A 13,931-nucleotide genomic window follows, 5' to 3' on the forward strand; every position below is an offset into this window, starting at 1 on the left:
GGGCGTCGGTGGTGCTGACGCCTTTCCTGCGCCTTACCCATATCACCAATACGGGGAGCGCCTTCGGCCTGTTCCAGGGGTATACCCTTTTCCTTATCGTGGCATCGGTGGTGGGGTTGGTGGTGCTCATCCTGTTCTACAGGCAGAACCGTAATGCCCATCCCCTTGTACGCCTATGTATCGGGCTGATGGTGGGCGGGGCGTTGGGCAACCTGATAGATCGGGTGCGCCTGGGGTATGTGGTGGACTTTGTGGACCTGGGGTGGTGGCCGGTGTTCAACTTGGCGGACTCGGCCATTGTGGTGGGCATCAGCGGGTTGGTGGTGGCCTTCCTGGCGGCCCAGAGTCGAGGGCATCGGCGAGTGGTGGTGCGCCCCCTGCCTCCCCAGCGCTTCCGTCGGCCGCCGTCGGAGGTGGGGTGCTAGTGGCCTCGGCATCCCAGGAATTGGTTTTTGTGGTGGAGGTGGGGGGAATACGCCTGGATCGCTGGCTGGCCCAGCACGCCCCTGGGGGTCTTTCCCGCTCCCGCCTGCAGGCTCTCATCACCCAAGGGTATGTGCAGGTCAACGGCCAGCCCGCCGAACCCGCCTATAAGGTGCGCCCGGGCGACCGCATTGTGCTGACTGTTCCCCCACCCGAGCCGGTGGCGCTGGTGCCTCGGCCCCTGCCTCTGCGCATTCTGTATGAGGATGCGGATATTCTGGTGGTGGACAAGCCCCCCGGGATGCCGGTGCACCCCGGCCCCGGCCACGCCCAGGATACTCTGGTGAACGCTCTGTTGGCGCAGGTGAAGAACCTGTCAGGGATTGGGGGGGCTCTGCGCCCAGGGATTGTGCACCGCCTGGACAAGGATACCTCGGGCCTGCTGTTGGTAGCCAAGAACGATACGGCCCACCAGGCCCTGGCCCATCAGATACAGGAGCGTCGCCTCCACAAAGGGTATCTGGCGCTAGTGTGGGGTGTGCCGTATCCGCCGGAGGGGACGGTGGACGCCCCTATCGCCCGCTCGCCACGGGACCGGAAGCGGATGGCTGTGGTGCCCGGGGGACGCCCGGCGCGCACGCGCTACCGCGTGGTACGCCCCTTTGGCGAATGTGCGTTGGTGGAGGTGTGGCCCGAGACGGGGCGCACGCACCAGGTGCGGGTGCATATGCAGGCCATTGGTCATCCCCTGGTGGGCGATCCCTTATATAGCCGTCGGCGCACGCATCTGCTGGGGCGACAGTTCCTGCACGCCGCTATACTCGGTTTTGCGCACCCGCGCACGGGGGAGTGGATGACTTTTCACAGCCCCCTGCCCGCCGACCTGCAAAGGGTGGTGGCTGCCTTGGAACGGGGGGAACGGCTGTAGGCTGGTGTAAAGGGGGACGGGAGCGGGAGGGAGTCGAACCCACTGCCCGCCAACGGCGGGCCTGCGGTTTTGAAGACCGCGAGGGCCACCGGGCCCCATCCACTCCCGTCTGGTGATTAGGAAGGAGTGGAGAGCACAGCCTCCAGACGCCGACGCAGGGTGGCCTTGGGCACGGCACCGACGATTTGGTCGACGGCTTTGCCGCCCTTGAAGATGATCAGGGTGGGGATGGCGCGGATGCCGTAGCGTACAGGGATCTCGTGATTGGCGTCCACATCCATCTTGGCCACCTTGACCCGTCCGTCATACTCGCGGGCCAGTTCCTCCACGAAGGGGGCGATCATCTTGCAGGGGCCGCACCACTCGGCCCAGAAATCTACCAGCACCGGGGTGGTGGCCTCCAGAACCTCTTGGGCAAAGGTGGCATCGGTTACGGTGATCGGCTTGCTCATGCTCCCCCCTGGGGTCCCTTCGGGTGGTTGGACGAAGCGAAGGGTGTCGTTCTTAGCATAGGGCGTAGGGGTATGGGGCGTCAAGGGAGAAAATAAAGCATGCTAGGGGAGGCCGGCGACGATCCCCAGGGCCCATACCACACCCGCCCCCACCAGGGGCCCCCAAAGGTTGTCATCGGGGGGAGGGGAGAGGGCTTCTCCCAGGGTGGCTACCCCCGCAGCGATTAGGCCCACCCACCATGGCACACCCCACCCCAACACGGTAAGGGTGGCGAGAGCCACACCCGCTCCCAGAAGGTAGGCCAGGCTCCCCTCCAGGGTTTTGCCCCTGGGGAGGGGGTGTCGGCCCCAAAGGGTGCCCACGACCCCTGCCAAGGGGTCGCCCCAGGCCTGCACTAAGATGCCCAGGCGGGCGGCCTGGGGTCCGAATAGGAGCACGGCCCCCAGGGAACCCCACGCCAACATGGAGGCCCCCGTAACCCGCTGGGTTTCAGAGGGTTTGAGCAGGGGGCGCAGCCAGCGGGAGAGGATGCGTCCCAGCCTGGGGTTGCGCAGGCGGAGCAATTCCGTGGCCACCGCCAGGGCCGATAGGCCCCCCAGCAGTCCCACCGTCCATGCCCAGGGCAAGAGGGTTGTTCCCGCCAGAACTGTGCCCGCACCCAGGTGGAAGAGGCGTCGCCAGGGGAGCAGGGGGAGGTGTGTCATAGTGTTAGCGTATCCTCTTGTCCCTGGGGAGGGGAAGGGCGCTAGCCTTTTGCACACGAAGTAAGCATGTTATCCTAACCTAAGAGACACGGATGGAAACGCCGATGACACTGGCACGCTCCGCCTCGGCAAGGGGGGTTTTGCGGGGGGGAGAGGCAGCCCTGGGGCTGGGGTTGGCTCTGGTGACCACAGGGGTGGTTGTGGGAGGGGTTGTGCTGCTGGGGGGGGAGGGGGCGGTCTCCCTCCCCCTTTTTCTGGGGCTGACCGTGTTCCAGGAGGCAAGCCTGCTGTGCATCGCCTTAGGGGTGGGGCGCAGCCGCGGGGTGGCGTGGGAGGCGCTGGGAATGCGCCTCCCCGTGCGGGGGGGAGTTCTACTGTGGGCGGCCCTGGCGCCTTTGGGTATCCTGGCCTTCACGGGGCTATACACCCTTGTGATGCAGAGGTTGGGCTTTGCCGACCTGCTGCCCCCGCAGATGCCGGCGGTCTTGCGGGAGGGTGAGGGCCTTTTCGCCCTCTTGACAGTGGGTGTGGTGGTTCTCCTAGCCCCACTGGCGGAGGAGATATTCTTTCGGGGGTTTCTGCTGACAGCCCTTACCCCGCGCTTCACCCGTGGGGGGGCTCTGGTGGTGTCTTCCCTTGTGTTTGCAGTTCTGCACGGAGCGCCGGGGTTGATGGTGCCCGTGTTCTTTGCGGGGTTAGTGTTGGGGGTGCTGTTCCTGCGGAGCGGTTCCCTCCTGCCGCCGCTGATGGCCCATGCCCTGCAGAACGCTCTGGCCTATGCCTTCGGACGGTGAGGGGGTATGGGCGCCCAACGCATCACCGATGCCTTGCTTTCCGCCGTGCGCCGCAGAGGGTTGGGGCTTATCGCCTATGTGATGGCGGGCCATCCCCAGGTGGGGTCCACGGTGGCTCTGATCCCTGCGCTGGCCGAGGCAGGGGCGGATGTGGTGGAGGTGGGGGTCCCCTTCAGCGACCCTGTGGCCGAAGGGCCGGTGATTCAGAAGGCAACCTTTTCCGCTTTGCAGAGGGGTGTCACTTTGCCCCTGTGTCTGGACATGGTCCGCACGGTGCGCTGTGCCGGATGCACCGTGCCCGTGCTCCTGATGGGCTACTATAACCCCTTCCTGGCCTATGGTGTGGAGCGGTGTGTGCGGGACGCTGCACAAGCGGGGGTAGATGGGTTGATTGTGGCGGACTTGCCCCCCGAGGAGGCGGGGCCTCTACGGGAGGTGTGCGTGGCCTATAACGTGGCGCTGGTGCCCTTGGTGGCTCCCACCAGCACCGACGAGCGTATCGCCATGGCGTGCCAAGGGGCCAGCGGGTTTGTATACTGTGTGAGTGTAACGGGGACGACAGGGGCGCGGGAGACGCTCTCTGCGGAGGTGCCGAGTCTGGTGGAGCGGGTGCGGCGGTATACACGCCTGCCGGTGGCGGTGGGGTTCGGCATCTCGCGGCCGGAGCATCTGGGTGCGCTGCGGGGGGTAGCGGACGCCGCCGTGGTGGGGAGCGCTCTGGTGCAGGCTCTGGAGACGGCTCCCCTTGGGGAGGAGGTGCGGGTGGGGCGGGATGTCATCCTGCGCCTCCTGGCGGGAAGGGATGCCCCGCGTCCAGTGGACAGGAGGCCACCGTGAAGCCTGTGGTGTGCCGCGGCATTCGGGGCGCCACCACCGCCTCGGCCAACACCCGGGAGGCGATTCTGGAGGCGACTAAGGAACTGCTCCAGGCCCTGGTGGCGGCCAATAGTCTTGACACCCAAGATATCGCCACTGCTATATTTACTACAACAACTGACCTGAACGCCGAGTTCCCGGCGGTGGCGGCCCGGCAAATGGGGTGGGAGATGGTGCCCCTGCTGTGCGCCCACGAGATGCAGGTGCCCGACGGCTTGCCCCGCTGTATTCGCGTGCTCCTGTTGGTGAACACCACGAAAGGGCAAGAGGAGATACGCCATATCTACTTGCGGGAGGCGGTCAACCTGAGGCGACGAGGGATGGACGATGCTCCAGCGCGGTAACCTGGTGGCGTCCACCTTGCGCTCTCGGGGGTGGTTTGGGGATGCCCGGCTGGCACCCCTATACCGCAACCTTCGGGAGGCGTAAGGAGGACGCATGGACAAGGGAAAATTTGGGAGGTCGACGGGATGATCGTGGTCATGCAGAGGGACGCGACCGAGGAGGATATCCAACGGGTCGTGGCCGTGATTGAAAGCAAGCGTGATTTCCGCGCCCATATTTCCCGGGGCGTGGAGCGCACGGTGATCGGCATCATCGGCCAAATTTACCCAGAACTGAAGGATGAACTGGAGACCTTGCCGGGTGTGATGGAGGTTCTGCGGGTTAGCAAGCCCTACAAACTGGCCAGTAGGGAGTTTCATCCCGATGATACGGTGGTCCGGGTGGGGGATGTGGTCATCGGCACCGATGAGGTGGTGGTGATGGCCGGCCCCTGCTCGGTGGAGAGCGAACAGCAGTTGCTGGAGACGGCGGTGGCGGTGAAGGCGGCAGGGGCGCGCATTCTGCGGGGGGGGGCGTTCAAGCCCCGCACTTCGCCCTACTCCTTCCAAGGGTTGGGGGTGCAGGGCCTGCGCCTGCTGGCCAAGGCCCGGGAGGAGACGGGTTTGGCCATCATCACTGAGGTGATGACCGCTGAGGATGTGGAGTTAGTGGCCACTTATGCGGATATCCTGCAGATCGGCGCCCGCAATGTGCAGAACTTCAAACTTCTGCACGCGGTGGGGAAGGTGGACAAGCCGGTGCTCCTGAAGCGAGGATTTGCCACTACCTATGAGGAGTGGCTCCTGGCGGCCGAGTATATCCTGGCAGGAGGCAATAAACAGGTCATTTTGTGCGAGCGGGGCATCCGCACCTTTGAGACCTACACGCGCAACACCTTGGATTTGGCTGCCGTGCCAGCCATCAAGCGCTTGAGCCACCTGCCCATCATCGTGGACCCCAGCCACGGCACGGGCAAATGGCATATGGTTACGCCCATGTCCTTGGCGGCAGTGGCGGCAGGGGCGCACGGGCTCCTCATAGAGGTGCACCCCAACCCCGATCAGGCCCTAAGCGACGGCGCCCAGTCACTGACGCCCGAGAACTTCCGCAAACTCATGGAGGGGGTGCGGGCTGTGGCGAGTGCGGTGGGGAAGAAGGTGGCCCCTGCCAGCGAGGCGGTGAAGGTCTAGGCCCCCCCAGGGGATGCATGTGGGGAGTGGGGGATTTAGCCCCCACTCCCCAAGTGTTTTTCCACAACCCAGGGGGCTTGGCCCGTAGGGTCGGTGGCGATGTAGCGGATGCCGCCCCAGTAGAAGATTTTGGGGCGCGTGGGACGCTCCGGCGCAAAGGCCGAAACGCCGGGCAGGCCCTCCTCCGGGGGGAGGCCCAGGATGTCCAGCAAGGTCGGCTTGAAGTCAATGTGCTGGTAATCCACAGTGGAGATGCCGGGTGTCAGCCCAGGAGCCTTGATAAGCAAGGGCACGCGAGGCACCATACCGTTGATGGCGTCAGGGCGCTCTATACCCCATCGGGCGAGGGGGCGCACCCCTTGGTCGCTAGTAACAACGATGATGGACTGCTCGTAAAGGCCCTGCGTGCGTAGGTGCTCCAGGAATTGGCCGAGCAGAGTATCTACAAATTGGCATTGGCGCTCATAGGCGCGCATTTGGGCGGGGAGGTCATCCTCTGGGGGTGGGGGACGCCAGACGCCGTGCCGGTCAAACACATACGGCTCGTGGGGGAGGACGACGTGGATAAAGAACACGGTGCCGGGGGCGCTGGCGCTGTGCACATCGGCAAGGAAATCCTGGAAGAACTGGGGAGCAGTGAAAGCCACGGGTGCCCACAGTAGTCTGCGGACGCCCCAAAACACGCGCCCTTTGGGGATGAGGCCGTCCAGGAAGCCAATGCCCGTGGCCGCAACGATATGCATGGGATAGCGCTGGGAGAACCACCGCCTCCCTTTGCACAGCGTGTGCTCCGAGCGACAACTGAACCAGCCGTGGTATTCCACAACCCGATACCCGTTTTGATCCAGAAGGGAGAGGATGTTTTTCGGGCTCTGGAGGAAATCAGAACTGCCCTTGCACAGGGATCCCCCCATCCATCGGTTCAGGACAGAGGCTAAGCCCACAGGACAACTGGGAGTCCCGACGTTATACATCTCCCGCTGGTGCCCCCAGTGGCCAGTGAGCATGGTGGGGAAGGCGTATTCCGTGTTGCCATAGTTGCTGGTGGCGTGGATGAAGAAGACGCTATCTTGGGCCAGGACGGAGAAGTGGGGGAACCGTTCAGCGTCTATCTGCCCGTCCCGCAGGAGCACATCGCTCCCCATGCCGTCAAAGAACAGGAGGAAGACAGGCGGGGAGTGGGCCGATCGGGAGGAGGCACTTGGAGGGGGTTCCTGAGGGGGATTCCACGCCCTGCCGAAGAGGCCCATCTGCTGGGCGAAGATGCCCGTCCAGAAAAGGCTGACCACGCCGATAATGGTCAAATAGTCCCTGACAATGGCGTGCCGGTGGAGGGCGACAATGCCTCCTACTACCCCCACCGCCACGATCCACATGAGGGCCGTATAAATGGGCGTGGGAGCCAGGGATTGGGCCAGAAAGGGCACTGACTGGGGGAGTAAGCGTAAAAAGATGAGCAGGGCAAGGCCAAACCCCAGCCCGCGGAAGAGGGCCAGGGCGCGTCCCGCCCCGCAACGGCGCAGAAGGAGGCGCTCCCCGGCGAACAGGAGCATGGTCGGAACAATCTGGTAGACCACTATCAGCAAGAGGAGCGCCAAGCCGCCCAGTTGGTAGGCGATGACCCCTATGTGTATAGGCGCGCCAAAGCCCAAAGTAGCAGTGCCAAAGGACACCACCAGGCTCTGCCATACGGGAGGGAGGGGGCGGCGTTCCATCTATCCTCCCCTCCGCACGGCGCGATAGAGGATGCGTGTGGAATGGGGGAGGGGGTAGCGCTCTACGATGGTAAAGCGCTCCTCCAGGGCGCGCTCGAAGGCCTGTTGGGTATACCAGGGGTAGACATCCTCCCGCCAGCGCAGGAGCAGACGAGCGCGGGAATCCTCTTTTGGCACGAACTCGATGATGATGGTGTGGCCCACGTGCGCCAGCCAGCGCACCAGGTGTCCGAACGGCACATTGCCCTGCAGGGCTAAGTGGTGCACCAGGGCCAGGCAAAGTACCATGTCCGCCGGCCCCCGCGCGATGAGCCCCTGGCGCTCCTCCTGAGCCCATCCCCGATCGGGGGAGGGGTCCAGCACATCTATCACCAACGGCAGGATGTTGGTGGTTTTGCCCTTGACCTGTTGATAGAAGGTATCCACGGCGTGGGGGTCGGAGTCCATGCCCACCACAAGCCCCGCATATCGGCCGGCGAGGCGGCTGTAATGGCCTACATGACAGCCCAGGTCCCACACCATCCGTGGGCGGTGGGTTTGCACGGCTTGTTCCACAAAGGTCGCTTTGGCTTTTTGGGCTTCGGGATGGTAATGGCACTCCTCCTGGTAGCCGGTCCAAGGGGTGGGGGCGTGACGGGGGCGCAGATGCTCTATCCCACGGGCTAGACTGTGGAGGAGAGTCAGCACCTGCTTTCGGCGCACTCGGGGTGGGGCGTCGGTCTCGTCCGGGGTGCGGGGGGCGAACTGGCGTTCCAACCATGCCTGCAGGAGCACATGGGTGAAAGCAAAGGGGCGCATCCGCCAACGCCAGGGCAGGAGCCTGGCCATATCGGCTGGGGCGATACCCTCTAGGGAGCCCCGGAGCCAAGGCTGGAAGGGCGCGCCCGTGGACGCCTGCAGGAGAAGGGGGTTTAGAAAGAGCCGGCAGAACTGATGGTAGGCTCGCCAGGGCTGGCCGTCCTGGTAGGGTTCCAGGGAGGCTAGGTCAATCAGCACAGGACGGGTGCCCAGGAACTGGATATTGAAGGGGGTAGCATCTTTCAGGATAAAGCCCTTGGCCAGGGCACGCTGGGCGATGTCCAGAGTGCACAGGGCGGCATCTTTGAGCATGCTGAAGGGCCATTCGTAGCAAAAAGAGAGGAAGGGGATGCGGGTATGCTCTAAAACGGTGGAGGCTTGGGGGACAACATCACGTAAGCCTGGCACGTCCTCTGGGGGTATCTCCCGCCAATCCACCACAAGCCCCCGCTCCTGCAGGGCCTCGAGAAGGCCCGAGGCTTTCAGGAGGGCGAACTTCTCCGCCCCGGTGGGCAGGAAGGCGCGGAACACCCGCTCCCCGCTGACCACGACGGCTCCGTCGGGGTCGCGAAAAGAGGAGGTATGGCGCATCATACCCACAGTGGACTGGCACCCGTTGCGCGCGTGCAGAGCCTAGGGGGTTGGAGCCTGGCTGCTGCCACTGGCGACGGTCTTGCTCTTGCGGAGGAAGAGGCGCTTGATGCGCCCCCAGAAGAGACGGAGGAGGAGAAGTACCCCCGCAGCCCCACCCAACAGGGCCTGAAGAATAACCCCACCCGTGGAAGGGTCTACATAGTGGAGGGGCCCGACGATGTGCCTTACACCCATACCTATACCTAGACCCTCAAGGAGCATGGCCAACCCTCTTAGGGGTATCGGATATGCTAATACTATACCACATGGAAAGCCCCTGTGGGAGCGATGTGCCTCAGAATTTTGAGGGCAGCTGGGCGGGGTGTGGAGGCTTCCCCTCCAGCAAGGCCCGAAGGCGCAGGGCGTCGTGGACAGCGGCGGCCTCGGCGTCGTTGTTGAAGTAGGCCCAGATGGGGCGGAGCCCCGCACTCAGCGCCTGCAGGTCCCAGGCCCAGCCCCGCAGGGTTTCCTCCGTGTAGGAGCCCCAATACAATCCCCCCGTTCCGTGGAAACGCACATATAGGAAGTCCCCTGTTGCCTCCCGGGGGCTGGAAAAGCCCACCATGTCCACCAGACATAGGGCTACGCCGTGTCGGCGCAGGAGGGCATACACCTCGGGACAGAACCAAGAGGGGTGGCGAAACTCTATGGCGTGGCACATGTCGCGGGGCAGGCGGGTGAGGAAGCCCTCTAGGCGCTGGGTGTCGCGGCGCATGGTGGGGGGCAGTTGGTAGAGGATGGGCCCTAGGGCCTTCCCCAAAAAGCGCACCCGCTCCAGGAACAGGGCGAGTTCTGCGCCTCCCGCTAAACGCTTGATGTGGGTAATCCACCGGCTGGCCTTCACCGCGAAGCGGAAGCCCGAGGGCACCCCCTCCGCCCAGGAGCGCACAGCCCGCTCACTGGGCAGGCGGTAGAAGGGGGCGTTCAGTTCCACCGTGGGGAAGTGCTGGGCATAGTAGGCCAGCCATCGGCTGGGGGAAAGGTCAGAGGGGTAGAAAAGGCCCCGCCAGTGGGGATAGTGCCACCCGCTGGTGCCGATCCAAAGGGGAGGGACGCCCATGCTGGTGCCTCACACCCGTCACCCCAAGGCGGGGGGAGCCCCCAGGAAGCGGGGGAGAAGGGTGCCCAATCCATACCCCAGCAGGCCCGACAGGGTGCCCAACAGGAACACCTCCAAACCCGACCAGAAGGGGTTGCGGCGCGTCCAGCGGGTCTTGCCCGCGCCGATGGCGAAAAGGGCCAGGCCCGTGACGCCCAAAGACATGGCCAGGGCCGGTAGGCCGGTCAGGATGAAGTACGGCGTCAGGGGGATGACGGCCGCCAGGATATAGGAGAAGCCCATGGCCAGGGCATCCTTGAAGGGGCTGGCCTCCTGGGTCAGTTCGGGGCTAATGCCCAGTTCCTTCTCCAACATGGTGCGGAGCATGGCGGGCTTATCCTGGGCCAGGCGTTGGGCGCGCTCCACCGCCTGCTCAAAGGTAAACCCCTCGGCCCGGTACATCTCCACCAGTTCGGCCATCTCCTCGGCGGGGGAGCGCTCCAGTTCCTCCCGCTCCTTGGCGATTTCGGCCTCCAGCACCTCCTTCTCGGCTTTGGAGCCCAGGTAACTGCCCATAGCCATGGAGAAAGTGCCCGCCAAAGCCGAGGCCATCCCCGCCACAATGACCGGGTAACGTTCCGTGAGGGCCCCAAAGACGCCCGCCAACAGGGCCACAGTGCTGATAAGCCCATCTTGCACCCCGAACACCACCTCTCGGATGCGTGTCAGGGCAGCGATGCGCTCCTTCTCCCCACGGAGCTCCTGGCGCGCTCGCTCCATCAAACGGGCGGGAAGGGATAGGCGCCAGGGGCGCACCTCCATCAGGGAGGGAGGGGGGCCTTCCGGTTCCAGGTCTTTCAGCCCCAAGCGCTGGGCCGCCTCTTGGAAGATGCGCAGGTGGTGTTGCTCCCGTTCCCAAGCCAGGGTGAAGGTAGCCACCGCATCCTGTCGCCCCTCCTCCTGGGCCTCGCGTATCATGCGGGGATACATGGAAGCGATTTCCCGTGCCTCCTCCTTGAGGACACGGCGCAGGTTCTCCTCGGTGGTGCCGATGGCTTTCAAGGTGCGCAGGTGGCTGATGGCGTGGGCCGTCTCTGCGCCCGCTGCCTCCAGGAACACCTGGGCCACCTCGGGCTTCCCCTCCTCCAGGGCCTTCAGGGCATAGGCGGTGTAGAGGCGGTTGGCCTTGGCCTCCCCAAGGAAGGCCATCCACAGGTTCAGATCAGTTTTGCTGAAGGTGTGCGCCATAACCCCTCCCTGGGGGGAAAACTACCCGCGGCGCGTCGTGATAGATGTAGCAAAAGCGATGAGGCCTCCCACCAGGCCCACCAGAAGGAGCACCAGCACCGCCAGGGCCAAGGCCTGCCCCTCCACAACGGAGGCCAGAGTCTGCGCAGCCGTCTGGGTTGCATCGGCCAGCATAATCCCCTCCCCTAGGCGGGCAGGCGCACGGGGCAATGCCCCCGGTGCGCTACCCGCTGGTCAGACTTCTATCCAGCACTAGAAACAGGAACAGCAGGGCCAGATACACACTGGAGTAGCGATAAAGGCGGAGAGCCCGCCGAGGTGTGGGGGAGCGGTACAGGGCGAGGGCCATGCCCAGGAAAAGGATTCCCAGCACCACCGCCGCCCCCAAATAGACCACCCCGAAGAGGCGCAACGCCACGGGCAGGAGGCTCACCCCCAGCAAAATAAGGCTGTACAGGAGCACCTGAAAAGCGGCAGCCTTTTCCCCCGCCACAACGGGGAGCATGGGCACCTGGGCCGCCCGATACTCCTCCTTGGCTAGGATGGCGAGGGGCCAGAAGTGGGGGGGTGTCCAGAAGAAAACGAGGAGGAACAAAAACAAGGCGGCAGGCTCCACACGCCCCGTTACTGCCGTCCAACCGATCAGGGGGGGGAAGGCACCCGCCGCACCACCCAGCACGATGTTCTGGGGGGTGCGGCGCTTCAGCAGGAAACTGTACACCACCACATAATACACGAAGGCGATTCCAGCCAGCAGGGCGCTGATCCCATTCACCCACAGGGCGAACATGGCTAGAGAGACAGCCCCCAGGCTGATTCCGAACCAGAGGGCGTCCTGGGGTTCCACCAGGCCCGAGGGGAGGGGGCGTGCCCGCGTGCGGGCCATCTGGGCGTCCAGATCCCTGTCCAGGTAGGAGTTCAAGGCTCCTGCCCCGCCCGCACACAGGGCCCCCGCCAGCAGGGTTACCATCACCCGCTCCCACGCCACCGTGCCCCCACCTGCGGCGAGCATGCCGGCCAGGGTAGTTACCAGAAGCAGGACCAAAACATTGGGCTTGATGAGCAGGAGGAGCCCCCGCACGGTGTGCAGGGGCGCGGCCGCCCCCCAGCGGGCCTCCGGCCAGGCCAGGCCCAGCAAAAAGAAGACCCAGGTGAACAGACCCGCAGCCCCCACCAGGTGGGCCAGACGCGACCAGAGGGGCAGGAGCCACACTTTGTTTACCACGCCGAAAACCGCCTGGATAAGGGCCAGCACGCCCAAGGGGATGAGGAGGAGGCGCACCTGCCTTTCGGGGGAGCGCAGGCCTCGCCAGGTTATCCATGCCACCAGCACGCCCACCACCACTGCCGTCGCCCAATGGAGGCGGTCCACCTCCTGCAGGCGCGCTACCTCCAGGGTCTCGGGGGGGCGGTTACACAGGGGGAAGGGGACACACGCCAAAGCCGCTCCGGAGCGGGTAACATAGGCCCCTGTGAGGATCAACAGGAAGGTGGCTACCCCGAGAACCAGCAGGGCCGGCGGGGAGCTCCGTTGGCGGTTGGTCGTGTCTTCCTCCCCTCTACCCCACGGGCTGGTGCGAGCGCTGATGAAGGCCAGGGAACCCAGCAGGGCCATGGCCACGCCCGTGTGGGCCAGGGCCACACCCCCGTGCAGTTCAGTGAGAACGGTGAAAGCCCCCAGCACAATCTGCACCACCACGAGGCTCCCCGGGAGCAGAGCCAGTGCAAGGCTCCGTCGGGAGGAGGCCCAGCCGAAGGCGGTAAGGCTCATCAGCACCAGGAACACGGTGGCGCAGGCGACCGCCAAGCGGTGCAGGTACTCCAGCCAGGCGTGGATGTCGGGCGGGGGGATGATGCGCCCATAGCAAAGGGGCCAGTCGGGGCATCCGAGACCAGAGCCGGTGACCCGCACGATACCTCCCATGACGGTGGCCAGCAGAAAACTGCCCAGGGCACAGCGGGCCCAAAGGGGGAAAACCCTCCGGCTCCACCCCTGAAGCCTTGCCCCAAAAGTGGGGGCAACTTGGCGGACTGTGCTTCCCATCGCCCTTATTGTAGAGGATGCGATGGTCAAGAAGACAGGAGTGCGTAGACGACCACCCCGATCAGGACCAGGAGGGGGATGCCGACTAGCACCATCTCCCCCAAAGGAGCCGGGCTGCCCGCACCTGAGGACGAAGGCGAGCGCCCCACGCGCCAGGTGTGAAGGAGGAGCGCCCCATAGCCTGCCAAGATCAGAGCCATGCCGATACCCAGGATGCCCAACGACAACGGGCGGGGGAGCGCGAGGGGGCTCGTGGCCCAGGCAGGACGCTGGGTCGCCAGCAGGCCCGCCAGCACACCCACCACAGCGCTCAACACGGCGATAGCCCCCAGCATCAGGGGCGAGCGATAGCGCACGGGATGGCTCCTTTTGTGCCCCGTTCTGCGGGGGCCTGACGGGAGTGCAAGGGCTTTCCTTTCTATTCTACCCTTTGGAAGGTGTCGTGGCGTGGGGTGTCAGGATGGGGGGATGGCGAACACCACCACAAGGGTGGTGTCCGCAAGCAGGGTAGTGCGCCACACCAGCCACGGGCCCTGGCGCTGGGTGGGGGAGGGGGTGGCAAGGACAAGGTCCGCCCCCGGCGGCAGGCGCACCGCCACCGTGACCTGGTCATCGTCCACACCGGGCTGTTTCTGCACGAGGAGGCGGTAGACATATCTCCCCCCGCCCAACGGCCGCACCACTTGCGGGGCGAGGCGATAGGAAAGGGGGACGGTGACAATGGTGCCCGATTCCACCGTCAGGTAGCCCCCTACCTCGGTA

17 protein-coding genes and 1 tRNA gene are annotated in these 13,931 nt (G+C 64.9%); 7 read left to right on the forward strand and 11 right to left on the reverse strand.

Going from position 1 to position 13,931, the window contains the following annotated elements:
• Together lspA and NZ951_07605 are read left to right on the forward strand one after the other, a co-directional pair.
• Nucleotides 1–425 (forward strand): signal peptidase II (gene lspA / locus NZ951_07600; GenBank protein MCS7207777.1); only part of this gene is annotated, 425 nt, incomplete at its 5' end.
• Entirely contained in the window at nt 419–1,351 is a 933-nt protein-coding gene (locus NZ951_07605; GenBank protein ID MCS7207778.1) for an RluA family pseudouridine synthase, read from the forward strand. The genes lspA and NZ951_07605, both read left to right, overlap by 7 nt.
• Nucleotides 1,352–1,368: 17 nt before the next feature.
• Here NZ951_07605 and NZ951_07610 read toward each other — a convergent pair.
• From NZ951_07610 to NZ951_07620, 3 genes are all read right to left on the reverse strand, one after another.
• Nucleotides 1,369–1,458 (reverse strand) — tRNA-Sec (locus tag NZ951_07610).
• Between the two features lie 9 nt (nt 1,459–1,467).
• On the reverse strand, nt 1,468–1,803 hold the full coding sequence (trxA, locus tag NZ951_07615; GenBank protein MCS7207779.1) for a thioredoxin: 336 nt from the start codon (nt 1,801–1,803) through the stop codon (nt 1,468–1,470).
• 102 nt (nt 1,804–1,905) lie between these two features.
• Nucleotides 1,906–2,508, reverse strand: a complete 603-nt coding sequence (locus tag NZ951_07620) for a hypothetical protein (protein MCS7207780.1) — start codon at nt 2,506–2,508, stop codon at nt 1,906–1,908.
• A 473-nt stretch (nt 2,509–2,981) separates the two neighbouring features.
• On the opposite strand from NZ951_07620, the gene NZ951_07625 reads away from it, so the two are divergent.
• The 4 genes from NZ951_07625 (at nt 2,982) to aroF (ending at nt 5,692) form a co-directional block, all read left to right on the forward strand.
• On the forward strand, nt 2,982–3,302 hold the full coding sequence (locus tag NZ951_07625; protein ID MCS7207781.1) for a CPBP family intramembrane metalloprotease: 321 nt from the start codon (nt 2,982–2,984) through the stop codon (nt 3,300–3,302).
• Between the two features lie 6 nt (nt 3,303–3,308).
• Nucleotides 3,309–4,139 (forward strand): tryptophan synthase subunit alpha, encoded by an 831-nt coding sequence (trpA, locus tag NZ951_07630; GenBank protein MCS7207782.1) that lies wholly within the window; start codon nt 3,309–3,311, stop codon nt 4,137–4,139.
• A complete protein-coding gene (gene aroH, locus NZ951_07635) occupies nt 4,136–4,522 on the forward strand; it encodes a chorismate mutase (GenBank protein ID MCS7207783.1) in 387 nt (128 codons plus the stop codon). Before trpA ends, aroH begins: the two co-directional genes overlap by 4 nt.
• 126 nt (nt 4,523–4,648) lie before the next feature.
• Nucleotides 4,649–5,692: a 3-deoxy-7-phosphoheptulonate synthase gene (gene aroF / locus NZ951_07640; GenBank protein ID MCS7207784.1), complete on the forward strand. Its 1,044-nt coding sequence runs from the start codon at nt 4,649–4,651 to the stop codon at nt 5,690–5,692.
• A 35-nt stretch (nt 5,693–5,727) separates the two neighbouring features.
• Here aroF and NZ951_07645 read toward each other — a convergent pair whose 3' ends face one another.
• On the reverse strand, nt 5,728–7,407 hold the full coding sequence (locus NZ951_07645; protein MCS7207785.1) for a sulfatase-like hydrolase/transferase: 1,680 nt from the start codon (nt 7,405–7,407) through the stop codon (nt 5,728–5,730).
• On the reverse strand, nt 7,408–8,799 hold the full coding sequence (locus NZ951_07650; protein ID MCS7207786.1) for a class I SAM-dependent methyltransferase: 1,392 nt from the start codon (nt 8,797–8,799) through the stop codon (nt 7,408–7,410). It lies immediately after the preceding gene.
• On the opposite strand from NZ951_07650, the gene NZ951_07655 reads away from it, so the two are divergent.
• On the forward strand, nt 8,788–9,045 hold the full coding sequence (locus tag NZ951_07655) for a hypothetical protein (protein MCS7207787.1): 258 nt from the start codon (nt 8,788–8,790) through the stop codon (nt 9,043–9,045). The two genes, NZ951_07650 and NZ951_07655, sit on opposite strands and share 12 nt — an antisense overlap.
• An 88-nt stretch (nt 9,046–9,133) precedes the next feature.
• On the opposite strand, the gene NZ951_07660 is transcribed toward NZ951_07655, so the two are convergent.
• The 6 genes from NZ951_07660 to NZ951_07685 form a co-directional block, all read right to left on the reverse strand.
• Nucleotides 9,134–9,898, reverse strand: a complete 765-nt coding sequence (locus tag NZ951_07660; GenBank protein ID MCS7207788.1) for a DUF72 domain-containing protein — start codon at nt 9,896–9,898, stop codon at nt 9,134–9,136.
• Between the two features lie 18 nt (nt 9,899–9,916).
• Entirely contained in the window at nt 9,917–11,125 is a 1,209-nt protein-coding gene (locus NZ951_07665; GenBank protein MCS7207789.1) for a VIT1/CCC1 transporter family protein, read from the reverse strand.
• A gap of 21 nt (nt 11,126–11,146) precedes the next feature.
• Nucleotides 11,147–11,299, reverse strand: coding sequence for a hypothetical protein (locus tag NZ951_07670; GenBank protein MCS7207790.1), 153 nt, complete (start codon nt 11,297–11,299; stop codon nt 11,147–11,149).
• A gap of 49 nt (nt 11,300–11,348) precedes the next feature.
• Nucleotides 11,349–13,169 (reverse strand): heme o synthase, encoded by a 1,821-nt coding sequence (locus NZ951_07675; protein MCS7207791.1) that lies wholly within the window; start codon nt 13,167–13,169, stop codon nt 11,349–11,351.
• Nucleotides 13,170–13,195: 26 nt separating this feature from the next.
• On the reverse strand, nt 13,196–13,525 hold the full coding sequence (locus NZ951_07680) for a hypothetical protein (protein ID MCS7207792.1): 330 nt from the start codon (nt 13,523–13,525) through the stop codon (nt 13,196–13,198).
• 99 nt (nt 13,526–13,624) lie between these two features.
• A partial coding sequence (locus NZ951_07685; GenBank protein MCS7207793.1) for a hypothetical protein occupies nt 13,625–13,931 on the reverse strand: 307 nt, incomplete at its 5' end.

The organism is Dehalococcoidia bacterium (genome assembly GCA_025060295.1).
Taxonomy (GTDB): Bacteria; Chloroflexota; Dehalococcoidia; order Lucifugimonadales; family HRBIN23; genus HRBIN23.